The organism is Poseidonocella sp. HB161398, from assembly GCF_005870025.1.
In the GTDB taxonomy this organism is placed as follows: domain Bacteria; phylum Pseudomonadota; class Alphaproteobacteria; order Rhodobacterales; family Rhodobacteraceae; genus Mangrovicoccus.
In genome coordinates this window covers 51005-76345 of record NZ_VATA01000017.1, presented here as the reverse complement: position 1 = coordinate 76345, position 25341 = coordinate 51005, and the positions used below count along the sequence as shown (strand labels likewise).

At 71.5% G+C, this 25341-nt stretch carries 27 protein-coding genes and 1 pseudogene; 12 read left to right on the top strand and 16 right to left on the bottom strand.

What is annotated here, in order from left to right:
- Window positions 1-4: 4 nt before the first annotated feature.
- Entirely contained in the window at window positions 5-856 is an 852-nt protein-coding gene (locus tag FGX59_RS15100; protein ID WP_138467712.1) for an epimerase, read from the bottom strand.
- Between the two features lie 91 nt (window positions 857-947).
- Here FGX59_RS15100 and FGX59_RS15095 point away from each other — a divergent pair, with 91 nt between their 5' ends.
- Window positions 948-1850, top strand: a complete 903-nt coding sequence (locus tag FGX59_RS15095) for a LysR family transcriptional regulator (RefSeq protein WP_138467710.1) — start codon at window positions 948-950, stop codon at window positions 1848-1850.
- A gap of 22 nt (window positions 1851-1872) precedes the next feature.
- Here FGX59_RS15095 and FGX59_RS15090 read toward each other — a convergent pair whose 3' ends face one another.
- The gene (locus tag FGX59_RS15090; protein ID WP_138467708.1) at window positions 1873-3822 is read right to left on the bottom strand and encodes a PhoX family phosphatase; all 1950 of its coding nucleotides are present in this window, start codon (window positions 3820-3822) and stop codon (window positions 1873-1875) included.
- A 159-nt stretch (window positions 3823-3981) separates the two neighbouring features.
- Between FGX59_RS15090 and FGX59_RS15085 the strand changes: the two genes are divergently transcribed.
- From FGX59_RS15085 to FGX59_RS39665, 5 genes and pseudogenes are all read left to right on the top strand, one after another.
- Window positions 3982-4914, top strand: coding sequence for a LysR substrate-binding domain-containing protein (locus tag FGX59_RS15085; protein ID WP_138467706.1), 933 nt, complete (start codon window positions 3982-3984; stop codon window positions 4912-4914).
- Window positions 4915-5080: 166 nt separating this feature from the next.
- Entirely contained in the window at window positions 5081-6112 is a 1032-nt protein-coding gene (gene mgrA / locus FGX59_RS15080) for an L-glyceraldehyde 3-phosphate reductase (RefSeq protein WP_138467796.1), read from the top strand.
- Window positions 6113-6234: 122 nt separating this feature from the next.
- Window positions 6235-7077, top strand: coding sequence for an SDR family NAD(P)-dependent oxidoreductase (locus tag FGX59_RS15075; protein WP_138467704.1), 843 nt, complete (start codon window positions 6235-6237; stop codon window positions 7075-7077).
- Between the two features lie 142 nt (window positions 7078-7219).
- A pseudogene (locus FGX59_RS39670) lies at window positions 7220-7669 on the top strand (SMP-30/gluconolactonase/LRE family protein); the annotation flags it as partial.
- Between the two features lie 7 nt (window positions 7670-7676).
- Window positions 7677-8114, top strand: a complete 438-nt coding sequence (locus FGX59_RS39665) for an SMP-30/gluconolactonase/LRE family protein (protein ID WP_370296037.1) — start codon at window positions 7677-7679, stop codon at window positions 8112-8114.
- Here the strand turns inward: FGX59_RS39665 and FGX59_RS15065 are convergent.
- From FGX59_RS15065 to FGX59_RS15055, 3 genes are read right to left on the bottom strand one after another with little or no spacing between them, the layout of a single operon-like run.
- Complete coding sequence (locus FGX59_RS15065) at window positions 8002-8658, bottom strand: aspartate/glutamate racemase family protein (RefSeq protein WP_138467700.1); 657 nt, start codon at window positions 8656-8658, stop codon at window positions 8002-8004. The genes FGX59_RS39665 and FGX59_RS15065 overlap by 113 nt on opposite strands.
- A complete protein-coding gene (locus FGX59_RS15060) occupies window positions 8655-9569 on the bottom strand; it encodes a polysaccharide deacetylase family protein (protein WP_240722476.1) in 915 nt (304 codons plus the stop codon). The genes FGX59_RS15065 and FGX59_RS15060 overlap by 4 nt, the downstream gene beginning before the upstream one ends.
- On the bottom strand, window positions 9566-10261 hold the full coding sequence (locus FGX59_RS15055) for a GntR family transcriptional regulator (RefSeq protein ID WP_171060656.1): 696 nt from the start codon (window positions 10259-10261) through the stop codon (window positions 9566-9568). Before FGX59_RS15055 ends, FGX59_RS15060 begins: the two co-directional genes overlap by 4 nt.
- A 325-nt stretch (window positions 10262-10586) precedes the next feature.
- Here FGX59_RS15055 and FGX59_RS15050 point away from each other — a divergent pair, with 325 nt between their 5' ends.
- Genes FGX59_RS15050 through FGX59_RS15035 form a run of 3 tightly spaced genes read left to right on the top strand, consistent with a single transcriptional unit; the run spans window position 10587 to window position 13479 of the window.
- Window positions 10587-11573: a TRAP transporter substrate-binding protein gene (locus FGX59_RS15050; RefSeq protein ID WP_240722474.1), complete on the top strand. Its 987-nt coding sequence runs from the start codon at window positions 10587-10589 to the stop codon at window positions 11571-11573.
- Between the two features lie 54 nt (window positions 11574-11627).
- Entirely contained in the window at window positions 11628-12152 is a 525-nt protein-coding gene (locus FGX59_RS15040; protein WP_138467694.1) for a TRAP transporter small permease, read from the top strand.
- 22 nt (window positions 12153-12174) lie between these two features.
- Window positions 12175-13479, top strand: coding sequence for a TRAP transporter large permease (locus tag FGX59_RS15035; RefSeq protein WP_138467692.1), 1305 nt, complete (start codon window positions 12175-12177; stop codon window positions 13477-13479).
- Between the two features lie 7 nt (window positions 13480-13486).
- Here the strand turns inward: FGX59_RS15035 and FGX59_RS15030 are convergent, their stop codons facing one another.
- Both FGX59_RS15030 and FGX59_RS15025 read right to left on the bottom strand, forming a co-directional pair.
- Complete coding sequence (locus tag FGX59_RS15030; RefSeq protein ID WP_138467690.1) at window positions 13487-13882, bottom strand: efflux RND transporter permease subunit; 396 nt, start codon at window positions 13880-13882, stop codon at window positions 13487-13489.
- Between the two features lie 382 nt (window positions 13883-14264).
- Window positions 14265-14972 (bottom strand): cyclopropane-fatty-acyl-phospholipid synthase family protein, encoded by a 708-nt coding sequence (locus FGX59_RS15025; RefSeq protein WP_138467688.1) that lies wholly within the window; start codon window positions 14970-14972, stop codon window positions 14265-14267.
- An 86-nt stretch (window positions 14973-15058) separates the two neighbouring features.
- On the opposite strand from FGX59_RS15025, the gene FGX59_RS15020 reads away from it, so the two are divergent.
- Window positions 15059-15820, top strand: coding sequence for a helix-turn-helix transcriptional regulator (locus tag FGX59_RS15020; protein ID WP_138467687.1), 762 nt, complete (start codon window positions 15059-15061; stop codon window positions 15818-15820).
- 5 nt (window positions 15821-15825) lie between these two features.
- Here the strand turns inward: FGX59_RS15020 and FGX59_RS15015 are convergent, their stop codons facing one another.
- The 8 genes from FGX59_RS15015 to FGX59_RS14980 all read right to left on the bottom strand — a co-directional run bounded on the left by FGX59_RS15015 (window position 15826) and on the right by FGX59_RS14980 (window position 22591).
- Window positions 15826-16212 carry an ester cyclase gene (locus FGX59_RS15015; protein ID WP_138467685.1) on the bottom strand — a complete coding sequence of 129 codons (387 nt, stop codon included), beginning with the start codon at window positions 16210-16212 and terminating at the stop codon, window positions 15826-15828.
- 73 nt (window positions 16213-16285) lie between these two features.
- Window positions 16286-17647, bottom strand: coding sequence for a cytosine deaminase (locus tag FGX59_RS15010; RefSeq protein WP_138467683.1), 1362 nt, complete (start codon window positions 17645-17647; stop codon window positions 16286-16288).
- 36 nt (window positions 17648-17683) lie between these two features.
- On the bottom strand, window positions 17684-18580 hold the full coding sequence (locus FGX59_RS15005; RefSeq protein ID WP_138467681.1) for a LysR family transcriptional regulator: 897 nt from the start codon (window positions 18578-18580) through the stop codon (window positions 17684-17686).
- Window positions 18581-18665: 85 nt separating this feature from the next.
- Window positions 18666-19655, bottom strand: coding sequence for an isopenicillin N synthase family oxygenase (locus FGX59_RS15000; RefSeq protein WP_138467679.1), 990 nt, complete (start codon window positions 19653-19655; stop codon window positions 18666-18668).
- Between the two features lie 121 nt (window positions 19656-19776).
- Complete coding sequence (locus FGX59_RS14995) at window positions 19777-20604, bottom strand: ABC transporter permease (protein WP_138467677.1); 828 nt, start codon at window positions 20602-20604, stop codon at window positions 19777-19779.
- A 1-nt stretch (window position 20605) separates the two neighbouring features.
- On the bottom strand, window positions 20606-21382 hold the full coding sequence (locus FGX59_RS14990; RefSeq protein ID WP_138467675.1) for an ABC transporter ATP-binding protein: 777 nt from the start codon (window positions 21380-21382) through the stop codon (window positions 20606-20608).
- Window positions 21382-22377, bottom strand: a complete 996-nt coding sequence (locus tag FGX59_RS14985; protein WP_138467673.1) for an ABC transporter substrate-binding protein — start codon at window positions 22375-22377, stop codon at window positions 21382-21384. Before FGX59_RS14985 ends, FGX59_RS14990 begins: the two co-directional genes overlap by 1 nt.
- Window positions 22378-22402: 25 nt before the next feature.
- Window positions 22403-22591 carry a hypothetical protein gene (locus FGX59_RS14980; RefSeq protein ID WP_138467671.1) on the bottom strand — a complete coding sequence of 63 codons (189 nt, stop codon included), beginning with the start codon at window positions 22589-22591 and terminating at the stop codon, window positions 22403-22405.
- Between the two features lie 512 nt (window positions 22592-23103).
- On the opposite strand from FGX59_RS14980, the gene FGX59_RS14975 reads away from it, so the two are divergent.
- On the top strand, window positions 23104-23532 hold the full coding sequence (locus tag FGX59_RS14975) for a peptidylprolyl isomerase (RefSeq protein WP_138467669.1): 429 nt from the start codon (window positions 23104-23106) through the stop codon (window positions 23530-23532).
- Window positions 23533-23964: 432 nt separating this feature from the next.
- The gene (locus tag FGX59_RS14970) at window positions 23965-24390 is read left to right on the top strand and encodes a VOC family protein (RefSeq protein ID WP_138467668.1); all 426 of its coding nucleotides are present in this window, start codon (window positions 23965-23967) and stop codon (window positions 24388-24390) included.
- A gap of 487 nt (window positions 24391-24877) precedes the next feature.
- Here the strand turns inward: FGX59_RS14970 and FGX59_RS14965 are convergent, their stop codons facing one another.
- A complete protein-coding gene (locus FGX59_RS14965) occupies window positions 24878-25180 on the bottom strand; it encodes a hypothetical protein (RefSeq protein ID WP_138467666.1) in 303 nt (100 codons plus the stop codon).
- Window positions 25181-25341 lie beyond the last annotated feature (161 nt).

The following is a 25341-nucleotide window of genomic DNA, read 5'->3' as shown; positions in this document are numbered from 1 at the left end:
CGGCTCAGCGCGGCAGATGGCCCGCCACGACCTCGGCGAAGGGCGTCGGCACGAAACCCGGCAGCCATTCCGCCAGCGCCGTGCCGTCGAGGCTGTGGGGATGCGCGAAGAGATAGCGCATCTCGCCGAGTTCGCGGGCCAGCTCCCAGACCGGCGCGGCCAGCCGCAGGGACCACCAGGGGAAGCGGACGATCCGCAGCTCCCGTCCGGTCTGGCGGGCGATCTCGGCGGCCAGGTCGCTGACCGAGAAGCAGTGCCCCGGAAACGGGATATCGGCGAAGACCGGCAGATCGTCCCGATCGGCAAGCGCCACGGCGGCCCGGGCGAAATCCGGCAGATAGGCATGGGCGCGCGGCACATCCGCGGGCCCGAGCGCGGTGATCCGGCCGCGGGCGAGCCCTTTCAGCACCACCTTGCCGGTCATCAGCGCAGGCTCCGTGCCGTCGAGGAAATCCCCCGCCCGCAGGATCGTCACCGGCAGGCGCGAGCGGCGCCATGCCGCCTCCATCTCCGCGCGGATCCGTCCCTTGCGGCTGCAGGGCGCGTGCGGCGTCGCGGCCGACCAGGGCCCGGGCGCGCGGCCGTAGACATAGACATTGCCGGGGATCAGCACCCTTGCGCCGCTGGCGCGCGCCGCCGCCATTGCCAGCGCGGTGATCTTCGGGATCTCGCCTGCCCAGTCATGGTAGTCCGGCGGGTTCATCGCATTGACGATCAGCCCCGCGCCCTCTGCGGCCCGCGCCGGGTCCTCGCCGCGGCGGAATCGGCGCACCTGCCAGCCATCACCGGCGAAGGCGTGGGCAAAGGCGCGGCCGGACTGGCCCGAGGCGCCGAGGATGAGAACGCTGCGCGACATGACATGGCCTCCTGTGCTGCTGCCGCCAGGATCTCACCTTCATGACCGAATGGGGATTGCGGAAATATGCAGAACTGCCATTCATTTCTGCATGGATACGCCGCCACTCGACTGGTCGCTCCTGCAGAGCTTCCTCGTCGTCGCCCGGACCGGCTCGCTCTCGGCGGCCGCGCGCGAAAGCCGCCTCAGCCAGCCCACGCTCGGCCGCCATCTGCGCGCGCTGGAAGCGGCGCTGGAGCAGCCGCTTTTCGAGCGCCGCCCGGAGGGCCAGGCGCTGACGCCGATGGGGCACCGGCTGCTCGCCCATGCCCGCGAGATGGAGGCGGCCGCCGCGCGGCTGTCGCTCGAGGCTGCAGGCGCGAGCGCGCGGCTCGAGGGCACGGTGCGGATCACCGCTGCGCGGGTGGTCGCGCATTGGCACCTGCCGCCGCTTCTGGCGCGGCTCCGCCGCGAGGAGCCGGGCATCCGGATCGAGCTCCTGGCCTCGGACCAGCCCGAGAACCTGCTCTACCGCGAGGCCGATATCGCGCTGAGGATGTTCCGCCCCGAGCGCGGCGACCTCTTCGCCCGGAAGGTGGCGGAGCTGCCGCTCGGCCTCTACGCGGCCCCGGGCTATCTCGACCGCGCGGGACGGCCCGGGACGCTGGAGGACCTGCAGGCGATGGAGTTCGTCGGCTACGGCCGCTCGGACATGATGCAGCGGATCATGGCGGAAAAGGGCTGGCCGCCCGGGCGCGCGGCCTTCCCGCTGCGCTGCGAGGACCAGCTGGTCAACTGGGCGCTGGTCTGCGCCGGGGGCGGCGTCGGCGGGTTCCAGCGGGTGATCGCCGATGCCGATCCGCGGGTGGAGCGGATCGCGGCATTCGTCGACCTGCCCGCCCTGCCGGTCTGGCTGGTGGTGCCCGAAGCGCTGAGGCAGGTGCCGCGCATCGCCCGCGTGCGCCAGGCGCTGGCCGAAGAGATGGCGCGGATCGGCGGCCGGGACGCGGGCTGAGCCCCCGCCCCGGCCCGCCGGATCAGGTGCCGACCATGCCGCCGTCGCGCCGGGTCAGCACGACCACCGAGGGCCGCGCGGGCGTGGCCGGGTCGAAATCGGGCCAGCGCGTCCCGGCCTCGGCGATGCTCTCGGCATCCTCGTCGTCGCTCATCCGCAGCTCGCCCGGATGCTGGACCGAGATGAAGACGCTCGTCCCGTCGGCGGTGAATGCCGGCGAACAGGCCTCGGATCCGACGGGGGCGATATAGGCGATCCGCGGCAGGGCGCGCTCCGGCCCTTCGGTGTCCATGACGAAGACGGCGTCGGCGATGCCCGGGGGCGGCGGGCCGTCCGTCGTCACCCAGAGCCGCCCGGCGGGATCGACCGAGAGGTTGTCGGGATCGGTGAACCAGCCGGTCGTCGTGCCGGGATGGAACATCGCCCCGTCCGCGGGCTCCGCCGGATCGCCGCAGAGCACGAAGACATCCCAGCCATAGGCGTCGGCGGCGAAGTCGCGGGCCCCGTCGGTCCCGGGCGGCACGAGCTCGAGGATATGGCCATGCGGGTTCGGGCCGCGGGGATTGGCGGCATCCGCCTGCGCGCCGTCATCGCCCTCGCCCGCGGGCAGCCGGTCCTCGTTCTCGGTCATCGCGACATAGAGCTTGCCGGTCTGCGGATGCGGGACGAAGCCCTCGGGCGCGTCCATCGGCGTGGCACCGACCAGATCGGCGGCGGCGCGGGTGTTCAGCACCACATCCGCCTGGCTGGCAAAGCCCGCCTCCGCGGTCAGCGGCCCCTCGCCCGCGACCAGCGGGATCCAGTGCAGCCTGCCGTCCTCGCCGAACCGCGCCACCGAGAGCGTGCCGTGATCCAGCAGGTCGCGATTGGCCGCGCGGTCGCCGGGGGTCCAGGCATCGCGGGTGACGAAGCGGTAGATGTACTCGAAATCGTCGTCGTCGCCCATGAAGACCACGACCCGCCCGTCCGGCGCCACCATCGTATGGGCGCCCTCATGGGTGAACCGGCCGAGCGCGGTGCGCTTCACCGGCCGGGCCTCCGGATCGAACGGGTCGATCTCCACCACCCAGTCGAAGCGGTACATCTCGTTCGGCTCGCTCTCGAAGACGAAGCGCGGATCGACGCGGGACAGGGCGTATTCGTCATTCTCGTCCTCGTCCCAGCCCTGGCGCGCGACCAGCTCCTGGTTCTCCAGCGTGGCGTAATCGCCGGCGAAGACATCCATCGCGCCCTCCTCGCCCGAAAGCATCGTGCCCCAGGGCGTCAGGCCGCCATTGCAGTTCGAGATCGTGCCGAGGACCAGCCGCCCCTCGGGATCGGCCGAGGTGCAAAGCCGCGGATCCCCCGCGGCGGGGCCCGAGATGGCGATCGGCGTGTTCATGTGGATGCGGCGGTTGTAGCGGCTGCCGGTCTCCACCTGCCAGCCATCCCCGGCCCGGGCGACCTCGAGGATCGAGATGCCGGTCGCGGCCATCAGCACGCGGATCTGCTCCTCGGTCATTTTCTCGCGGTAATCCGCGGCGGTCATGTCCGGGAACATCAGGTAGGGCGTGGCGTATTCGTGGCTGACCAGCAGGAGGCCGCGGTCGGCGGCCCCGCCGAGCGGCACGAAGAGGGTCAGGTCGTTGTTGTAGCCGAACTGCCGCTCCGCCGCGGCGGCGGTCAGATGCGCGGGATCGAAAGCCGGGCTGTCGGGGAAGAGCGCGTCGCCCCAGCGGATCAGCACCTGCCGGTCATAGCCCTCGGGCCAGTGGTCCTGCGCGTCGCGGATGCGCGCCATCCCGGGCAGGGCGGCGGCCTGCGCCTGGGCGGCGGCGGGCCGTCCGGCGCCAAGCGCGGCGGCCCCGGCCGAGGCCATGACCCCCGCCAGCACGCTGCGGCGGCTCCAGCCCCTGTGGAGGATTTCGCCATAGCTCGGCGCCATGGCACGGCGCGGATTGGGTCTGGCGCGGGTCTTCCTGCGATCTGTCATCGGTTGATCTCCCCTGCTGGCTGCCGTTCCTCTACGGTGCCGGCATGACAGGGCGATGAACCCGGCCCGGTTGTGCGCCTCTCCCCGCTGCCGCGGCTTGCCCGCGATGCGAGACGCGCTATTGTTGACCCCTGCTCAATCTTTCACGGGGTGCGCCGCTTGCGCCGTTTCGACAGGGCCCTGCTGGCCGACCTGAATGTCTTCGTCACCATCATCCGCCGCCACAGCATGCGGCAGGCCGCGATCGAGCTCGGCGTGACCACCTCCGCGGTCAGCCACCGGATGCGCAAGCTCGAGGCGGCGCTCGGCGTGAAGCTCCTCAACCGGACCAGCCGCTCGCTGACCCCGACCGAGGCGGGGGCCATCCTGGCCGCCCGGCTGGAGGTCGGGCTGAAGGCGGTGGATGACGCGCTCAGCGCCGTGGCGCACCACCGCGAGGCCCCTGCCGGACGGCTGCGGCTGAACGCGCTGCGCGACGCGGCGAAGCTGCTGATCGCGCCGGTCCTGCCGGATTACGTCCGGCGCTTTCCCGAGATGCAGCTTGATGTCAGCGTCGACGACCATCTGGTCGATATCGTCGCCGAGGGGTTCGATGCCGGGATCCGCTATGGCGACCGCGTCCCGCAGGACATGATCGGCGTGGCGCTTTCCACGCCGCTTCAATGGGTTGTCGTGGGCTCGCCGGAGCTGATCGCGCGCGAGGGGCGGCCCGGGACGCCGCAGGACCTGCTGGAGCGGCCCTGCATCGAGATGCGCGTCGGCGACAACAGCCGCTATGCCTGGGAGCTCGGCAATGGCGCTTCGCTGATGCGCGTCGATGTCCGCGGACCGCTCTGCGCCAACGAGACCGCCCATGCGCTCGACGCCGCTCTCGGCGGGGTCGGCTTCGCCTATTGCCCGGTCTCCCGCATCGGCGGGGAGCTGGCGCAGGGACGGCTGGAAATCGTGCTGGCCGACTGGGCCTCGGAGGGGCCGCCCTTCACCATCTACTATCCCAGCCGCCGCCAGGTGCCGCCGGGGCTGCACGAGCTGATCGGTGCCATCCGCGAGAGCCAGGGCCTGCCCCGGCTGGCGACCGGCGGAAAGCGCTGAGGGCGATCCTTGAGAAACGCTCAACAGTCCGTTGAGCGCCGCGGGGTCCCTGCGATGTTGTCCGGAGGCCCGCGGCGCGCGATACAGGCGGCCGCAGCGCCCCTGCCCCGTCCCGCCCGGAGGCCCGCGGCGGGGGCCGCAATCAGGATACCGGAGGATGACCGAAATGCCCTATCTGGCTGACCCCGCCCGCTATGACAGCACCATGAGCTACCGTCGCTGCGGCCGCAGCGGCATCGACCTGCCCGCAATCTCGCTGGGACTGTGGCAGAATTTCGGCGGCGCCGACGTGTTCGAGACCGGCCGCGCGATCCTGCGCCGCGCCTTCGACCGCGGCGTGACGCATTTCGACCTGGCGAACAACTACGGCCCGCCCTACGGCTCGGCCGAGGAGATGTTCGGCCGCGTCATGGCGTCGGATTTCGCACCCTACCGCGACGAGATGATCATCTCGACCAAGGCGGGCTGGGACATGTGGCCCGGCCCCTATGGCGGGATCGGCGGCAGCCGGAAGTACCTGATCGCCTCCTGCGACCAGTCGCTGAAGAGGATGGGCCTCGACTACGTCGACATTTTCTACTCGCACCGGGTCGATCCCGACACGCCGCTGGAGGAGACGATGGGCGCGCTGGCGCATCTGCACCGCCAGGGCAAGGCGCTCTATGTCGGCATCTCCAGCTATTCGCCCGAGCTCACCCGCAAGGCCGCCGCGATCCTGAAGGAAGAGCGCGTGCCGCTCTTCATCCACCAGCCGAACTACTCGATGTTCAACCGCTGGATCGAGGACGGGCTGCTCGACACGCTCGAGGCGCTCGGCACCGGCTGCATCGCCTTCTCGCCGCTGGCGCAGGGGCTGCTGACCTCGAAATATCTCGACGGCATCCCCGCGGATGCCCGCGGCGCGCGCGGCAGCCTGACCCGCGACGGGCTGATCGCCGCCGAGGTGCTGGAGCGGGTGCGCGCGCTCGACGCCATCGCCCGGCGCCGCGGCCAGACGCTGGCGCAGATGGCGATCGCCTGGACGCTGCGCGACCCGCGGGTCACCTCGTCGCTGATCGGTGCGCGCACCGTCGAGCAGCTGGAGAACTCGCTCGGGGCGCTCGAGGGCCCGGGCTTCAGCACCGAAGAGCTGGCGGAGATTGACCGCTATGCCATTGATGGCGGAACCGACTACTGGAAAGAGTCGACCGCGCTCTGAGACCCCCGTCCCGCCTCAGGCGGGGTCCGCCAGACCCCAACCAGCCCCGCCCCCCGGCAGAGGCCGCCAGATCCCAACCGGCCCCGCTCCCGGGCGGGGCCCCAACCGGAAGGAACAACGCCATGACCCATCCAGCCATTGCCCAGGGCAAGGTCGCCGTCATCACCGGCGGCGCCAGCGGCATCGGCCTCGCCGCGGCCGAGCGGTTCGGCGCGGCGGGGATGAAGATCCTGCTTGCCGACCTGCCGGGCCCCGCGCTCGAGGCCGCCGCCGCCGGTCTGCAGCGGCAGGGCATCGACGCCGTGCCCATCGCCGTCGATGTCTCCGACCGCGCGCAGATGGAAGCGGCGCGGGACCGCGCGGCCGGGCTCGGCGAGATTTCCGTGCTGATGTCCAATGCCGGGCGCGAGGGCGGCGGCGGGCTCTTCGCCGGGGAGGAGACCTGGCGCGCGACGCTGGAGACCAATCTCTGGGGCGCGATCCATGCCGCGCAGATCTTCCTGCCCGGCATGATCGAGGCCGAGGGCCCCGGCGCGGCGATCTTCACCGGCTCGAAGCAGGGCATCACCCTGCCCCCGGGCGACACCGCCTACAACGTCTCAAAGGCGGCGCTGCGGGCGCTGTCGGAATCCGTCGCGCATGACCTCGTCGAGCAGACCGGCGCGCGGGTCAGTGCGCATCTGCTGATCCCCGGCTTCACCTATACCGGCTTCACCCGCGCCAAGGGCGTGGAGGAAAAGCCCGCGGGCGCCTGGACGCCCGGCCAGGTGGCCGACTACCTGCTCGACGGGCTCGACAAGGGCGATTTCTACATTCTATGCCCGGATAACGAGGTCGACCGCGCCACCGACCTGAAGCGGATGCGCTGGGGGCTCGGCGATCTGATCGAGAACCGCCCGCCGCTGTCGCGCTGGCATCCCGGTCACCAGGCGGCCTTCGCCGCCTACATGGACGCGGATGACTGAGATCATCGGCAGCGGCGAGGCGGTTCTGACGGCGCTGGCGCCGGGCTTTGCTTAGCTCTTCCCGGCCGGGGCGGCGCTGCGCTGCCTCTGGCAGGGCGGGCTCTGGACGGAGGGGCCCTGCTAGCTGCGGCTGCCGCGCGCGGTGGTCTTCAGCGACATCCCGAACGACCGGCAGATGCTCTATTCCGAGCTCACCGGGCAGACCTGCGACTGGCGCGGCGGCGCCCGGCATTTCGTCAACGGCATCGCGCCGGACGGGGCCGGCGGGCTGCTTCCGTGCGAGCACGGGACGCGGGCGCTGGCGCGGCCGACGGCACAGGGGCAGCGCGAGGTTCCGGCCGCGCGCCTCGCAGGCGGGCGGCTCAACAGCCCCGATGGCGTGATCCGCCACCCGGACGGCTCGATCTGGTTCACCGACCCGACCTACGGCGTCGAGTTTCCCGACCAGGGCAGCCCCGGCACGGGGGAACAGGCGGGCAGCTTCGTCTTCCGGCTCGCCCCCGGGACCGGCGCGCTGGGGCCGGTGATCCGCGACTGCGCCTATCCCGACGGTCTGGCCTTGCCGCCGGACGGGCGTCGGCTCCAGGTCGCCGAGTCCGGTGGCAGCCGCAGCCCGGGCAACGAGCGGCATATCCGCGTCTTCGACCTGCAACCGGGGGGGCGGCGCGGTGCCGGCCGCGTGCCCGGACGGGGTCTTCGACGGGATCCGGGTCGATGCCGCCGGGCGGAACCGGGCCAGTGCGGGCGACGGCGTCCATGTCTACGGCGCAGAGGGGCGCAGGCTCGGGCGGATCGCGACGCCCCAGACGGTCTCCAACCTCTGCTTCGGCGGGCCGGCGCGCGACCGGCCCTGCATCACCGCCAGCAGCAGCCTGCTGATGATCCCGCTCGCCGCCCCGGCGCTCGCGGCCCGAGCCGCCGCCGCTAGGCCCCGGGGGCGGCGCAGGCGGCCAAGGCCTCGGCCAGGGCGCAGCTCAGCCCCTCGAGCAGCGGCACGGGGACCTGCCCGGCCAGCCGCCGCTGCAGCCCGGCCGTGACCGCGCCGCCAAGGACCAGCACGTCGGGCGCCTCCGCCGCCAGCACCTGCTGCGCCAGCTCCGCCATGGCGCGCGCGGTACCGTCCGGATCGGAATGGCTCTCCAGCACCCGCTGATCCAGCGCATGTACCCCGGCCAGCCGGTCGCCGAACCCGTATTGTGCCGCGGTGGCGCGGATGCCCGGCAGGGTCGAAGGCGCGACCGTCAGGATCGAGAAGCGTGGGCCAAGCGCGGCGGCCCGGCGCATCGCGGCCTCGGCGATGCCGAAGACCGGGAAGGGCAGCGTTCGGCGGGCCTCGGCCAGTCCGGGATCGCTGAAGCAGGCGATGATCGCCGCCTCGACCGGCGGCGCGGCCTCGCGCAGGGCCTGCAGCGTCGCCAGCCCGGCGATCCGGGCATCTTCCTGCGTCTCGATCGCGGCCGGGCCGAAGGGCGCCGTCACCGCGCGGATCGCCGTGCCCGGCCCCGCCGCCCGCCGCGCCTCTGCCGCCACCAGATCGGTGATGCCCTGCGTGGTGTTCGAATTGACGATCAGCAGCGTCATGCAGGCATCCAGGGCGGCAGGCCGCAATTCGCCCGCCAGGCCTGCGCGATCTCGGCGCGGGTGGCGAACCAGACGCCCTCCTGCGCGGTCATGTGGGCGAGAAGCTGCGCCAGCCCGCCGATCCGCCCGGGCCGGCCGATGATCCGCTGGTGCAGCCCCACCGACATCATCCGCGGCCGCGTCTGCGCCTCGCGGCGGAGCCAGTCGAAGGCGTCGCCGCAATAGCGGGCGAAATCCGCGCCGAAGACGAAGCCGCCGCCCGGGCCGAAGCGCATATCATTGGTGTCGAAGCTGTAGGGCAGGATCACATGCGGCGCCTCCCCTCCCGGCGCAAGATAGGGAAGGTCGTCGTTATAGGCGTCGGAATCGTAGAGGAAGCCGCCATGCGCGCGCAGCAGCTGCCGGGTCTGCGCCGAAGCGGCCGAGCGGGTGTGCCAGCCGACCGGCGGCTGCCCGGCGATGCGCGACAGGCTCGCATGGCAGCGGGCGATGATTGCCGCCTCGGCACCGGGCGCCATGCCGGCATGGGACTCCCAGCGGTAGCCATGGCAGGAGATCTCGTGCCCGCGCGCGGCAGCCCCGGCGATCAGCGCGGGCAGGCGCTCGGCCGCGCGGGCGCAGGTGCTGACCGTCGCGCGGATGCCATGCGCCTCGAGCAGCGCCAGGATGCGGTCGTAGCCCGCGCGCGGCCCGTATTCGAAATGCGAGCCCATGCAGGGATCGGGCGCGCCCAGCACCTCGTCGCGGACCTCGTAGACCGGCTCGTTGCGCTCGTCGCCATCGGCAATGGAAAGCTCGGCCCCCTCCTCGAAATTCAGCACGAAGGAGACGGCGAGCCGCGCGCCGCCGGGCCAGGCGGCCACGGGCGCCTCGGGCCGCGGCGCCAGGAAGTCGCGCGCGGCCAGCGTCACCGCCTGTTGCCCAGATGCGAGAAGGCGGCGGCCAGCGACGGCGCCTTGCGCGCCTCGCCGCCCAGGTCGAGGCTGGCCATCACGTCCTGCAGGTGATGGCGCATGGCATGGGCGGCGGCATCCTCGTCGCCCGAAGCGATCTTGTCGATCAGGTCCGCGTGGCCGCCGAGCGAGCAGCCCGACGAGGCCGGGCGCTGGTAGAGCGCGACCACGAGGCTGTCGCGCGAGACCAGTTCGCGCACCAGCTCCACCACCACGTCATTGCCGGTGACGCGGGCGAGCTCGCAGTGGAATTCGCCGGTCATGCGGTGGGCCTGGCCCGTGTCGCCGCGGCTGCGGGCGCGCTGTTCCTCGGCGACGGCCTCGCGCAGCTGCGTGATGTGCTTCGGCTGGGCGGCGCGGGTGGCGGCGCGGATCACCCCCTCCTCGACGATCTGCCGCGCGGCATTCACGGCGCGGGCCTCCTCCACCGAGGGACGGGCGACGAAGGCGCCGCGCATCGGCTCGATCGTGACGATCTTCTGGTCGGTCAGGCGGTGCAGGACGGGGCGGATGCGCGTCTTGCTGACGCCGAAGACCTTGCCCAGCTCGTCCTGCCCCAGCTTCTCGCCGGGCGCGAGGCGCCCGTCCAGGATGGCCTCCAGGATCTCGCGGTGGATCTCGTCATCGGTCATGGGCTTGGAGTCTGGCATCCCGTTGTCTTCTGTATCGTGTACGATCATGGCGCGATCTGCCCCGCTCTTTTGCCCCAGCCGCCTCCGGCTGGCAAGGAGCCGCGGTCGGATTCGTGCCGGAATCAGCCCAATTCGGCCATGAGTGCCGATTTCTGTACGCTTCGGGTCCAGAATGCAGCCGAAGCGGCGCGAAATCGGGCATCCGAACTTAGCCCGGGATGGGAGCGGAACGAATGTCCTTATCGTATACGATTATTCTTGCAACGGGATGCGCCCCGACCCGCAGTTGAGGACATGCCGCCCGATCCCGCGGCGCAGGCAGTAACAGCAACGGGGAATGTCCATGACCGCCTTCTCGACTACGAAAGCCCTTCTCGCCGCGGCGGGCCTGGCGCTGAGCGCCGCGCCGGCCCTGGCCGAAACCGCCTGGACGATGGCCAGCGGCTATCCCGACAGCAACTTCCTGACCCAGAACCTGCAGCAGTTCATCGCCGATGTGGACGCGGGCACCGGCGGCGAGGTCAGGATCGCGCTGCATTCCAACGGCACGCTGATGAAGCTCGACGCGATCCGCCGCGCAGTGCAGACCGGGCAGGTCCAGATCGGCGAGATCCGGCTGGGTTCGTATTCCAACGAGGATCCGATGTACAACCTCGCCGGGCTGCCCTTCGTGGCCGGCGACTACGATGCCGCCTGGGCGCTGATGGAGGCGCAGAAGCCCTATTTCGACGCGCTCTTCGACCGCATCGGCCTGAAGGTCCTGGCCTACCAGCCCTGGCCCGGACAGGGCTTCTACACCAAGACGCCGGTCAGCGGCCTCGCGGATTTCCAGGGGCAGAAGCTGCGGATCTATTCCAGGGCGACCCAGGACATGGGCAATGCGCTCGGCTTCGAGGCGACGATCCTGCCCTTCGCCGAGATCCCGCAGGCCTTCGCCACCGGCCTGATCGACGCGCTCTTCACCTCGCCGCAGACCGGCATCGACATCCAGGCCTGGGACAATACCGGCTATTTCACCGCCGCGGGCGCGATCTACACCAAGAACGCGATCATCGTGAACAAGGAGACGTTCGAGGCGCTGCCCGCCGGGACGCAGGCGGCGCTGCTCGCCGCGGGCGAGGCTGCCACCAGGCGCGGCTGGGAGATGAGCAAGGCCACCTATTCGGACCAGCTCGGCATTCTCGAGGAGAACGGCATGACCGTCGAGGACGCGCCGGAGGAGGTCATCGCCCGGCTGAAGGAGATCGGCGCGGACATGATGGAGGACTGGCAGGCCAGCGCCTCGCCCGAGGCGATCGCCGTGCTCGAGACCTACAGGGCCGGGCTGTAGCCACATGATGCGCGCCCCGCGCCTGCGGGCCGGGGCGGCGGAAAGGAGCAGCCAATGCGCAAGGCCCTGGATCTTCTCTACCGCGGCAGCGGCGCGCTGGCCGCGCTCTGCCTGGCGATGATCGCCGTGACCATCGTCGCCCAGGTGATCGGCCGCGTGATCGGCGTGACCATCGACTCGACCGAGAGCGGCGGCTTCTTCCTGGCGGGGACCACCTTCCTCGGCATGGCCTATACGCTGAAGACCGGCGGGCATGTGCGGGTCTCGCTGCTGGTCGGGCGGCTCCGCGGCCGCGCGGCCTGGCTGGCCGAGGCCTGGATCAGCCTCTTCGGCACCTTCGCCTGCGGCTTCGCCAGCTGGCAGACCTGGGAGATGGTGCACGACTCCTGGCGCTTCGGCGATCTCAGCCCGGGGCTGCTGGCGATCCCCGTCTGGATCCCGCAATCGGCGATGCTGGCGGGGCTGGTCCTGCTGGCCGTCGCCATGGCGGACGAGCTGGCGCTGGTGCTTGCCGGGCGGCGTCCGGGCTTTGCCGCGCCTGCCGAAACCGCGCTCGACGCGCCCGAACCCGCGGAATGACCGCAATGCGAAAGGCGGACCGATGGACGTTCTGACGATCACCGGCCTTCTCGGCCTCTTCCTGATGGCGCTGCTGGCGGGCGGGCTCTGGATCGGGCTGTCGCTGGCGCTGGCGGGCTTTGCCGCGATCGCGCTCTTCACCCCGGCCCCGGCGGCCTCGATCCTGGCGACGACGCTCTGGGACCATAGCTGGGGCTGGGCGCTGACGGCGCTGCCGCTCTTCGTCTGGATGGGCGAGATCCTGTTCCGAGCGCGGCTGTCGGAGGACATGTTCCAGGGGCTCGCCCCCTGGCTCGAGCGGCTGCCGGGGCGGCTGCTGCACGTCAATATCGTCGGCTGCGGGGTGATGGCGGCGGTGGCGGGCTCCTCGGCGGTGACGGCGGCGACGATCGGGCGGATGAGCCTGCCCGAGCTGAAGAGCCGCGGCTATGACGAGCAGATGGCGATCGGCACCCTGGCCGGGTCGGGCACGCTGGGCCTGCTGATCCCGCCCTCGATCATGATGATCGTCTACGGCATCTCGGCGCAGCAGTCGATCTCGCGGCTGTTCATCGCGGGCATCCTGCCGGGGCTGATGGTGATGGGGCTGTTCATGGGCTACGTGATGCTCTGGTCGGCGCTCGGCGGCCGCGCCGCGCCGCCCGCGGGACCGCGCCTGTCCCTTGCCGAGAAGCTGCGCCGCTCGCGCCGGCTGATCCCGGTGGTGCTGCTGATCCTGGCGGTGATCGGCTCGATCTATGGCGGCATTGCCACGCCGACCGAGGCGGCGACACTGGGCGTCTTCGGCGCGCTGGCGCTGGCCTGGGCGGGCGGATCGCTGACCCGGGCTGCCTTCGCCCAGAGCCTGCTGGCCGCGGTGCGCACCAGCTGCATGATCACCGCGATCATCCTCGGCGCCGCGGTGCTGTCGGTCGGCATGGCCTATCTGGGCATCCCCGCCGCTCTGGCGGGCTGGGTGGCCGGGCAGCAGCTCTCCCCGGCGATGCTGCTGCTTCTGCTGACGCTGATCTACGTGGTGCTCGGCTGCTTTCTCGAGGGCGCCTCGATGATCGTGCTGACCACCTCCGTGGCGCTGCCGATGGTGGTGCAGGCCGGGTTCGATCCGGTCTGGTTCGGCATCTACCTGATCCTGGTGGTCGAGATGGCGCAGCTCACCCCGCCGGTCGGGTTCAACCTCTTCGTGCTGCAGGGCATGACCGGCCGCGACATGTGGGCGGTGACCCGCGCCTCGGCGCCGTTCTTCGGGCTGCTGGTGCTCGCGATCCTTCTGCTGGCGCTCTTCCCCGGACTGGCGACCGCCCTGCCCGAGCGGATGCTGGCGCGCTGAGCCGTCCTCAGGCGGGCCCGGGCGCTGCCCTGCCCGGCACCGCTGGCCGCGCCTCGCGGCAGAGCCCGAGGTCGCGCAGGATCAGCAGAATCGCCGGGGCCAGGATCAGCGACAGCACGGCGGCGCTTGCCAGGCCGAGGGCGAGGCTGGCCACGATCGGGCGCAGGAACTGCGCCTGGGTGTTCTGCTCGAAAAGCAGCGGCGCCAGCCCCGCGACGGCGGTCAGCGCGATGGCGCGGAAGCGGTCGCGCACCGCCGCGCGCACGGCCTCCTCCAGGCTGGCGCCCTCTGCCACCCGGTCCTTGACGAAGGCCAGGAGCAGGATCGCGCCATTGACCACCACCCCGGCCAGCGTCGCCAGCCCGGCGAGGCTCGGCAGCGAGATCTGCAGCACCGGCGCCATGTGGCCTTGCTGCGCTAATCGGACGACGGGACGATACGCGCCTTTCCGCGCCGGTTTCAGGCAATCGCTTCGATCTCGACGCTTCCCAGGGCCGGGCAGCGGTTCATGAATGAGCGCGGTTCCCTCGGACCGGTCTTGCGATCCTCGGCCGTCTGGCGCCTGCGCCACGTTGCGACCGTCTCCGGATGGATCCCGAGGTCCCGGCCTGGCGCTGCGGTCGAAGCTTGCGATCGCTGCAGTGCAGCCCGGATGGCGTGCGCCCCTCTCGGCGCATTCGCCTGCCGGTCAACGGAACGTGGCGCTGCCGTGACGAACCTGTCCCGTAGGGCTTCCTTCCATTCCAGAGAATGGACCTGCACCATCAAACCGTGGGGTCGAACAGCTAGCCCTGCAGCTGCGCGTGCCAGGCCGCCCAGAAGAGGCTGGAGAAGAACCGCTCCGGCGGAGCGAAGCCGGCCCCGGCCAGGAGCGCCGCGACGGCCTCTTCGGAGGCGGGCGGCTCTGCCCCCGCCTGGATGCGGCCGAGCTTCTCCGCGACCTCGCGCTCGCAGGCGCCGTGCTGCCGCCAGCGGTTCGCCCAGGCGGCCCGCAGGAGCGGCGCGCTGTCGTAGCGGCGGCAGTTCCCGGCCAGGACCAGCGATCCCCCGGGCACCAGGCGGCGGGCGGTCTCGGCCAGCAGCGCCGCCTTCGCGCTGTCGCCGGGGACATGGTGCAGCACGCCGATCATCAGCGCCGCGTCGAAACCCGGCGCCTCCGGCAGGGCCGCGAGCGTGTCGCAATGGAAGTCGACCCGTGCCGCCAGGCCGTCCGCGGCGACCTGTGCCTCGGCCAGCGCCAGCATCGGCGCGGAGGGATCGACGGCGGTGAACTGCCAGCCGGGCTCGAGCCGCGCGCAGGCCAGGATCTCGCCCGCCGTGCCGCCCGCGCCGATGACGAGCACCCGCCGCCGGGGCTGCCCGGCCAGCGCGGCCGAGAGGATGCAGGCCGAAAGCTCGTGGCAGGCATCGTAGCCCGCCAGCGCGATCCGCGCGTCGGCGGCGTAGTCGCGGGCCCGGGCCGGGTCGAATTTCGCGTGGGAAGGGGATGTCATCGGGCGGGCCTCCTGGTCGTCGATGCGGCTGTCGCTGCCGTCCCGCGCAGGATATGCTCCGGCGGGACAAAGCGGCGGGCAAAGGCATGATCGAGAATTCCACAGCGCGGCGAAAGCATGACCGGCTCCGCGCCTTCATGCAGGCCTTCCCGCTCCGGGCCGAGCCGGGAGGGCCGGTGGCGGAGGCGCATCTTTTCATCATGGCCGGGTCGGAGGGCGACGCGCCGGAGCGGCTGATCTACCGGCCGCGGGCCGGGGGCACGGCGCCTGCGGGCCGGGTGCTAGAGCATGTCCGCCTCGATTTCGGCGGCAGCCTCAATCCGCTGGTCGGCGCGCTGCCCGCGGAGATCGCCTTCGAGCTGGCGGAGGAGCCGGATCTGCGCGCGCTGGCCGGGCTGGCGCTCGGCGAGGAGACGCTGTCGCGCTGCGGCAGCGGCTTTGCCGGAGAGCGGCTCTGCGAGGTGATCGTCGTCCATGCGGTCCGCCGTGCCATCGCCCGCGGCACGGCGACGGCGGGGCTCCTGGCCGGGCTCGCCCATCCCGAGCTGCATCCCTGCCTGGTGGCGATGCATGACGACCCGGCCCGCGACTGGCGGGTCGGCGATCTGGCGGCGCTGGCGGGCATGAGCCGCAGCCGCTTCCTGCGCGCCTTCGCCGCGACGGTCGGGCAGAGCCCGATCGCCTATCTGGCAGGCTGGCGGCTGACCCTGGCGCGGGCGCTGCTGGCCGATGGCGGGCGGATCAAGCCGGTGGCCGCCCAGGTCGGCTTCGGCAGCGCGGCGGCCTTCTCCCGGGCGTTCTCCCGGCAGTTCGGGATTGCGCCGAGCCAGGTCGCGCCGCCGCCCTGACAGGCTCAGAGCTGCGCGCCGACCGCCATCCGGTCGATCACCGAGTGCACCTCGCGGATCAGCCCGTCCCCGAAGCGGTAGAAGACATTCTCGCCGAAGCGCACCCGCCGCCCGTCGACCGGATAGCCGAAGAGCGTCCCCGCCGGGGTGCAGTCGAAGCGGAGCCGGGCCGCGACATGCGGCGCTTCGGCGACGAGCAGCGCGATCTCGAAGCGCAGGTCGGGAATGGCGCGGAAATCCTCCTCCAGCATCGCGCGGTAGCCGGCGAGGCCGACCGGCTCGCCGTTGTAGTGCACATCCCCGGCGACATGGCGGCCGAGCGTGCCGAGATCGCGCCGGTTCAGGCAGTCGATATAGCCGCGGTAGAGATCCGCGAGCGGCGGAGCGGTCATGGCTGTCCTCCCTGTCATGCCCGCAGGCAAAGCTAGCAGGACCGCGCCGCGCGGCAACCGCGGACGGCTGCGGTCAGGCCGGATGCCCCTCTGGCGGGAAGGATTCGAGCTCCGCATAACTCGGCGGGGCGAGGTCGAGAAGCGCGCCGCCGCGCAGCAGCAGCCGGTCGGAGTGCGGCCGGGCGATCACCTGGTCGAGGCTCCAGGCCTCGAGGATCATCAGGTCGGCGGCGCGGCCCGGGCCGAGGCTGCCCGCCTCGAGCCCGGCAATCGCGGCCGGGGCGGGACCGGCCAGCGCCGGGGCATCGCCGAAGGGATGGTCGAGATGCAGGATGCGCACCGCCTGGCGCCAGGTGTCGAGCATGTCGTGATCGCCATAGGCATGGAACGGATCGCGGCAGTTGTCGCCTGCCACCGCCACCGGAACGCCCGCGGCGCGCAGCTCCTGCAGCGGCATCACTCCGCGCCAGCGCGGCGTGCGGCCCGGGACGCGGTCCTGCAGGTACATGTTCACCGTGGGCAGCGTGACGAGCGACAGCCCGGCCTCCCTGACCAGCGCGATGGTCTCCTGCGCCTCCGCCTCGGGCAGCCGCGCGAGCGAGCAGCAATGGCCGCAGGTCACGCGCCCCTCGTAGCCATGGCGGATCGCGGCGCGGGCCACATGCGGCAGGGCATCCGCCTCGGCCGCCTCGTCGACATGCAGGTCGATCTCCAGCCCGCGCTCCGCGGCCAGCCCGAAGAGCCGGTCGAGCAGCCCGTCAATGCCGCTCAGCGAGCCATGCGTGCCGCCCGAGGCGCGGGTGACGCCGCCCAGCAGCCCGCCATGGCGCGCCACCAGATCGGCGAGGCGCGGGCCGTACTCCGTCCCCCAGGCGTCGAGCGGAACCAGCGCCACGGCCTGCAGCGCGACCCGGGACTTCCAGGCCTCGCGGATCGCGGCGAAGGCGGCCCAGCTGGTCTCTCCCTGCCCGTCATGGCTGTCCAGATGGGTGCGGATCGCGGCGACCCCGTGCGCCTCGGCCGAGGCCAGGCCGAAGCCCATCCGCCGCATCAGGTCGTCGCGGCGCCAATGGGCGATCCGGTCGCGCGTGGCCGCCTCGCGCGCCCCGGCATGGGTGCCGCCCGAGGAGGGCGCGCGGCCCATCACATGGCCCTTGTCCAGATGGGCGTGGATGTCGACCAGCATCGGCCAGGCATGGCGCCCGCCCAGATCGGCGCGGCGCGCGTCAGCGGCGATCCCGCCCGGCGCCGCCACCGCGGCGATGCGGCCCTGCCGGACGAGGATGTCGACTAGCGCCGCGCCATCGGCATCGACCGGCGCGCCGGGCGGCGGGCCGCCGGACAGCAGCGCAGCGGGACAGCGCAGCCCGGCCAGCAGCAGGTCGCCGCCTTCGGCCAGAACCGCAGCCAGGCGGGATCGGGGGATATGTGTCATCTTCGGTCTTCTTCCGTGTCTCTTCCGGGCCCGCGCTCAGGCACCGGTCTCGCCGAAATGCGCGCGGATCGCCTGCATGAACCCGTCCGCCGCCGGCGAGAGCGCACCGCGGCTGCGATGCACGAGGCTCAGCCGCTGGCGCCCGGCCGCGGCCAAGAGCGGCAGGAAGGCCAGATCGCCGTCGCGCAGCTCCTGGTCGACATCGACCCGGTTGAGGAAGGTCACATTGGGCGGGCGGCGCACGAGGCGCTTCATCAGTTCCGTCGAATTGGTCTCCACCGCCGGGCGCAGCGCTGCATTGGCGGGGGCGAGGCTCTCGATGCGGCCGCGCAGCGACAGGCTGTGCGCGGCCAGGACCAGCGGGTAGATCATGCAGTCCGCCACGCGCACGTTCGGCTTCGCGGTCAGCGGATGGCCGGGCGCCACCACCGCGCCCAGCCGGTGCTGGAACACGGCGGAAAGCTGCATCCGGCTGTCCTCGGGCAGGTTGTAGCCCAGGCCGATATCGGCCTCGCCCGAGGCCACCATCTCCATCAGCTGCGGGCGGTCGCAGACCGTCACCTTGAACTCCACCCTGGGATGGCGCTCGCGGTAGCTGTCGACCACCTCGGCCAGGCGGCCCGCGGCGAGCGTGGCCATGGTGGCCACCGTCACCTCGCCATGGGTCAGCCCCTTCAGCGCATGGATCCGCGCCTGCAGCCGGTCATGGTCGCGCAGGGTCTCGCGGATATGGGCGATCAGCAGCTCGCCCGGCGCCGTCAGCTTCAGCCCGCGGGGAAGCCGCTCGAAGATCGGCACGCCGATATCGGCCTCGACCTCCAGCACCTGGCGGTTGACCGCCGAAGCTGCCACGTTCAGCTCGCGCGCGGCCTTGCGGATCGAGCCCTGCCGGGCCACCTCGTCGATATAGCGCAAAGCGCGGCCGTGCAGCATGGACCTTCCGAACCCCGGTCTGGCCGACCCGGCGGGCCTGCCTTTCGCCGCGATGTTGTCACCCGGAAGGCCCATGCTCAACGCCTTACTTCCGGCCCGCGAAATTCGCGTTGATCCGCATGGTCAGGTAGTCGCCCGCGGTGATCGGGTCGTACTTGCCCAGCGGGCCCTGCATGACGGCGTCGCGGTTGGCCTGGCAGAAGAAGGGCAGCGACAGGCGGCGGCCCTTGTACTCGCCCTCCGCCGGCATCCGCACCCGGTGCAGCGTCGACTGCAGCTGGTCGTCCGACCAGCGCATCAGCATGTCGCCGATATTGCAGGTGATGTAGCCGCGCCGCGGCGGCACGTCGGTCCAGGCGTTCGAGCCCGCATCCTTGCCCGGGCAGACCTGGAGCCCGCCCTCGCCCTCCTTCTGGTGGAGGATGGTCAGGCAGTCGAAATCGCTATGCGCCCCGGCCCGCCAGGCCTTGAAGTCCTCGGGCTGGGCGTCTTCCATCGACATGTAGTGGATCAGCCGCAGGGTCGACTGGTACTGGTCCGAGGCCGGGTCATGCGCCTCGGCGAAGAAATTCTCGGGAAAGCCCATCTTCAGCGCGAAGCAGGAGAGGATGCGCATGCCCAGCTCCCAGTTCTGCCGCTCGAAGCGCAGGGCGCGCGCGCGGAAGCCCGGCAGCTCGTCCTCGCCCGGCCAGAGCCCCGCCATGTTCGGCCGGGTGATCTGGTAGCTCTCCTTGTTGTCGGGCGTTCCGGTCGAGGGGCGCACCTGCGCCTTGAACTCCCAGCCGGCATTGGTGCCCTTCGGCATCGGGTACTGCGCCTTCACCGCGCGCGGCAGCTCGAAGAAGTCCCAGGCATTGGCGAAGGCGGCGTCGATGTCGTCCTCGGGGATGCCGTGGTTGTAGACCTGGAAGAAGCCGATCCCGGTCGCCGCCTCCCACAGCGCCTCCGCGATCTCGTGCTTGCGGGTGTCGAACTCCGACAGGTCGATGGCGGGCACGTCGCGCTCGACCGTGCGGCCGGTGCCGCCGATGGTGGTTTCCCTGTTCAGCTCGGCAAGGTCGTAGCTGTTGCTCATTGCAGTCTCCAAGTGGATCGCCGGACGGGCCGGCAGGTTGGGGAGCAATGTCCGGGCCGGGGCCCGACGGCTTCTACTCCGGGGATGGGCAGCGGACGGCGCGCGCCCGCTGCGGAACGGGTCACGGCTTGCGCGGCAGGCTCCAGGGGAAGAGGAGCCGCTGCGCCAGCACCACGGCCTGGAACAGCGCCAGCGACATGGCGGCAAGGACGAAGAGCCCCGCCCAGGCCTGGGGCAGCTTGAACATCGAGGTCGAGAACTGGATGAAGTAGCCCACCCCGGCATCCGAGGCGCAGAACTCCGCCACCACGGCGCCGATCACCGAGAGCGTCACCGAGATCTTCAGCGCCGAGAAGATGTAGGGCACCGCGAAGGGCAGCCGGATCTGGGTGATCTCGCGGATCGGCGGCGCGCGCAGGCTCTTCGACAGCTCGATCAGCTCGGGCGGGGTCGCGGCCAGCCCGGTGGCGGTCGAGACCACCAGCGGAAAGAAGCAGATCAGCGTGGTGATGACGATCCGCGGCGCGTCGCCCGCGCCCAGCACCACGATGATGATCGGCGCGATCGCGACCACCGGGGTCGACTGCACGATCACCAGCAGCGGATAGAGCGTGCGGTTCAGGACGGGCGAGCGCACCAGCGCGACCGCCAGCGGAACGGCGATGGCGATGGCCAGCCCGAAGCCCGTCAGCGCCACCCGCAGCGTCGCCCAGACATGGCTGCCCCAGCGCGCGGCGCCGATGGAGGGGAAGGTGGCGAAGATCGCGCTCGGCGCGGGCAGCAGGTAGCCCGGAATGCCGAGCACCCGCGCCGCAAGCTCCCACAGCGCGACCGTGCCGAGGATGGCCAGCAGCGCGGCAGCGCCCGGAGCCGCGAGCATGCGGCGCAGATCGGGGCGGCGCGCGGCGGCCTGCCCGCGCGGGGCGGCGTCTTCGATGGACAGGGTCATGTCAGGCGGCCTCCCTCTGCAGGAGCAGGTTGCGCAGCTGCGCGGCGAGCCCGGTCACTGCCGGGTCCTCGATCGTCTCGCGGCCGCGGGGCCGCGCCACCGGCACCGGCAGCTCGGTCATCACCCGGCCCGGCCGTCCGGTCATCACCAGCACCCGGTCGGCCAGAAGCGCCGCCTCGCTGACCGAATGGGTGATGAAGACCACCGTCTTCGGCCGCTCGCCGAAGATGCGCAGCAGGTCGAAGCCCATCTCCTCGCGGGTCAGCGCGTCGAGCGCCGAGAACGGCTCGTCCATCAGCAGGATGTCGGGATCCATCAGCAGGGCCCGGGCGATGCCGACGCGCTGCTGCATGCCGCCCGACAGCTCGTCGGGCAGGCGCTTGCCGAAGCCCTCTAGCCCGACCATCCGCAGGAGCGCCTGCGCGCGCTCGCGGTCGGGGCGGCCCGCGCGGCCGCGCTTGTGGCGCAGCGGGAAGGTCACGTTCTCCTCGACCGTCGCCCAGGGCAGCAGGGTCGGCTTCTGGAAGACGATGCCGATATCCTCGCGCGGGCCGGTGACCCGCCGCCCGAAGACCTCGACCGCGCCCGAGCTTGGCTGCAGGAGCCCGGCGATCATGCGCAGGAGCGTGGACTTGCCGCAGCCCGAGGGGCCGAGCACGGCAAGGAACTCGTGGCGGGCGACCTCGAAGCTGACATTGCGCAGCGCCTCGACGCGGCCCGACCGGGTCTCGAACACCTGTCCGAGACGGTCGAAGCGGATGGCGGGGGGCGGCTGCATCAGCCTTCCCCGCCTGCGAGATAGGCGCGGCTGACGAAGCTCTCGGGATCGGCGGCGGCCTCCTCCAGTCCCTGCGCCTTCGCCACGCGGCCCCAGGTCTCGGCCAGGCGGCCCGGCTCGAACACGCCCAGCCCGTCCTCGGCGGTGACCTCGTTGAAGATCAGCGGCAGCGCGTCATTGAGCGAGGCCAGAACGTCGTCCAGTTCCAGCTCGGGCACCATGTTGACGACCGACTGCGCGGCCTCTTCGGGGTTGGTGCGGCAGAAGTCCACCGACTTGCGGAAGGCGGCGACGAAGCGCTCGGCCCGGTCGGGATGCCCGGCGAGGAACCCGTCCCCCGCGATCAGCGACGCGGAATAGAGGTCGAGCCCCGCGGCCGACCAGGGCAGCGCGACGATCTCCCGGCCCGCCGCGCGTCCCTGGCCCTGGTAGCGCGACAGGTCGGTCATCCAGGCGACGATGCCGTCGACCTGGCCGGTCATCAGCATCGGCCCCAGCGCCCCGGCATCGGCCTTGGTCAGCTCCAGGTCGCTCTCGGAGAGCCCGGCATCCTCCAGCACCAGCGGCAGGTAGACATTGGAGGAGGTGAAGGGCGAGGTCGCGATCCGGCGGCCCTTGGCGTCGGCAACGCTGTCGAAGCCCGTGTCCTTGACCGTGTAGAAGGCATGCGGCCCCTTGTTGAAGACCGACATCACGCCGGTGACGGCGACGTCCTCCTGCGCCTTCGCGGCCATCACCGCGCCGAGATCGGCCATGCCGATATCCGAGGACCCGGCCGCCAGGCGCGAGATCGCGTCGGAGGATCCGCGCCCCGAGGCGATGGTCACGTCGAGCCCGGCCGCGGCGCAGAAGCCCTGGTCGATGCAGACATAGATCGGCGCCTTGTCGCCGCCGGGCAGCCAGTCGAGCTGGAAGGTCACCGGTTCGCCCGCGAGGGCGGCCGAGGCGGCCAGCGTGCCGCCGAGCGCGGCGAGAAGGAAAGTCTTGCAAGTCATGGGGGCCTCTCCCTGGATAGGTCGGTTAGCGTTCTGATTTACCGGACAGCTGGATGCGCCGTATCTGCGCATCCGTGCCGCCCTCGCGGCGCATCCGGCGGCGGGCGCAGCGGCGGCGCTCCGGCTCCGCCGAGAGCAGGCAGGCGCGGCAGCGATGCGCGGCGAGGGGGTCGGGTTTCGGATTGCCGTTCGCAAGCAGGGTCTTGTCGGTCATGTCATCCTCGTCAGAGCCGGAACTTCTGGCGAGCAATGTCCAGGACCGGGTCCAGACCGCTTCTACTCGTGTGCCCTTTCATGGAACGCCCGGGCGGGTCCGATCAACGCAGAATCGCAGATTCGCAATCTGCGCGATTTCCGGGCAGGACCGGACGGCCGCACGGTCCGGCGCCCGGCGGCCGCGCGTCCTTTGACGGATTTCGCATGCATGTTTGACGATTTCTTCCCGCTCTCGCCGGAGATTGTCCACCGCCAGCTGCCGTATTTTTAACCGTACGCTTTTTGCGTACGGAACGCGCGACAAATTCCGGCGCGTTCCGGCGGACCGGCGGCCGGATTCTGCCGCCCTTCCAGACGGATCTGTCCCCGTCCCGGTCCTGTGAACAGCGAACTTGCCGCGGGGCGGTTTACATTTCCCCCAGGAGTTGACAGCTTGAGTCGCGAGCGATCGAGCAACCCGCGCCCCGCGCGGCCTCGGCAAATTCACCCCCCCCTTGAAAGGAAATCCCCATGACCCAGGCAAAGCCGGGCGATACGCTGCATATTCACTACAAGGGCTCGCTGGATGACGGGTCGATCTTCGACACCTCCGAGGGCCGCGATCCGCTGACCTTCCAGCTGGGCTCGGGCCAGATCATCCCGGGGCTCGATGCCGGGCTCGCGGGCATGGAAGTCGGCGAGAAGCGCACCGTGCGCGTCGAGGCGGAAGACGCCTATGGCGAGCATCACCCCGAACGGATCCAGGCCGTGGCGCGCGCCAATGTCCCCGACCACATCCCGACCGAGCCGGGCACGCCGCTGCAGGTGCAGACCCAGGACGGGCAGACGATGCAGGTCGTGGTGGCCGACGTGACCGAGGACGAAGTGATCCTCGACGCCAACCACCCGCTGGCCGGCAAGGCGCTGACCTTCGACGTCGAACTCGTCGCGATCGCCTGAGGCGGCGCGGCACCGGCCCCGGCGCGTCCCGCGGACGCGCGGGGCCGGAAAGGGGCGGGCCTGCGCCCTGCCCCGGCGCTCCGGCCGCGGATGCCGCCGGACAGGCTTGCCTGTCCCGTCAGGGGAGCTGCCGCCGGCCGCAAGGCCGCAGGGACCTTGCCTCCTGACGGACGGACGGCCCTGCGCAGGCCAGCAGCAGACACGCCATGCCATGCGCGCGCCGACGAGCGACGACATGCCCTGACCTCATCGCCTGTCCGCCCCGCGATTGACCGTGCCCCTTGCGGCGCCTAGGCTTGCGAGGTCTGAAACAGGTTAGGCGCGGGAAGGTTGGCCCCGCCCTCGCATGGTGCGAGTCCTTCCGCTGCCCGTCAGCGGCCCGAGACTATCAAGGCGTCTGCGCTATGCGGATGCCGGTAGGAAGGGCATGACATGCACCCCAGAATTTCCATCCTGACCCTCGGCGTCCGCGATCTCGACCGGGCGCTCGCCTTCTACCGCGACGGGCTCGGCCTGCCGACGGAAGGGATCGTCGGCCGCGAATTCGCGCATGGCGCCGTCGCCTTCTTCGAGCTCGCGGGCGGGATGCGCCTCGCCCTCTGGGCGCAGGCCGACATCGCCCATGACATCGGCCTCCCGGTCCAGCCGCCGAGCCCGACCGCCTTTGCCATCGGCCATAACGTGATGCGCAGGGACGAGGTCGATGACGTCCTGGCGGCGGCGGCCCAGGCAGGCGCCGGCATCGTCAAGCCGGCGGGGGAGACCTTCTACGGCGGCTATGCCGGCTATTTCCGCGATCCCGACGGACATCTCTGGGAGATCGCCTGGAACCCGATGATGATGCCGGACGACGCCTGACCTCCCGCCGGCGCCGGGCCCCGGCCCGTGACCGCCCGGCGGCTGCGGGAGAGGCGGACGCGGCGACGGGCGGACCGTCTCCGCCCGGCAGGCCGCTGGTCGGCGCTGCTCTGCCGATGCCAAGTGGCTGCCCGAGCATCAGGCCGGTCAGCCGCTTGACGGCCCTAGCAGGATGCTGAAAAAGTCCGTTTGGCCGAGGAGCTGGGGGCAAGGCTGGAACAGTCGTCCTGAAAGCGGCTGGACTTGCGCATCCCTGAAGAAATCACCTGACCAGGTCCGGAACGAATTCCTCCACGGCGGGGACCTGGATTCCTTTTTCAGCAGTCTGCTGGACCGATGGGCCTGATCGGCGCAGGCGGTCGCGCAGGCATCGGCGATCTCGCTGCCGCGGGCCGGCATCTCCTGCGCGCGGTGCAGCCGGGCAGCCCTCGCTCTCATGGGGGCCTGCGCGAACGGCAGTTCCCGCGCGCGGCGCGGCCGGTGCCAGTCATGGGGTGGCAGCCCCTCGTGGCGGCATCAGGCGGATGCGGCCGATCCCCGCCGCCGCCTCCAGCTCCGCAAGGCCGACCGTCCCCTCCAGCTGCGCGGCGAGGACCACCACGCGGGCAGGAGGCGTCCGCCGCTCGCTCCGGGCCCGCAGATCGCGCGGCGCGGCGGGAAGATGGGGACCCATATCGGCCGCTGCGCCGACCTGCTGCCCGGGCCGCATGCCGCCGGGCCCGCCGCGGCGCAGGTCGCCCAGCTGGAAGACCCGGAGCGGTCGGCCGTCGAGCGGCCCGAAGACAGCCATCCGGCGGTCTCGGGCGATCCCTGCCGCTCGGCCTTCATCATTTTCGGCGGGACCGGGCCGCGCGGCGTCCCGGCCAGCCGCATCGGCACCCGGGTGCCGGGCGCGGCAAGAACGGCCTGTCGCGGACGCCGCCACTCCGCTAGGCTGTCGGCGAGCGAAAA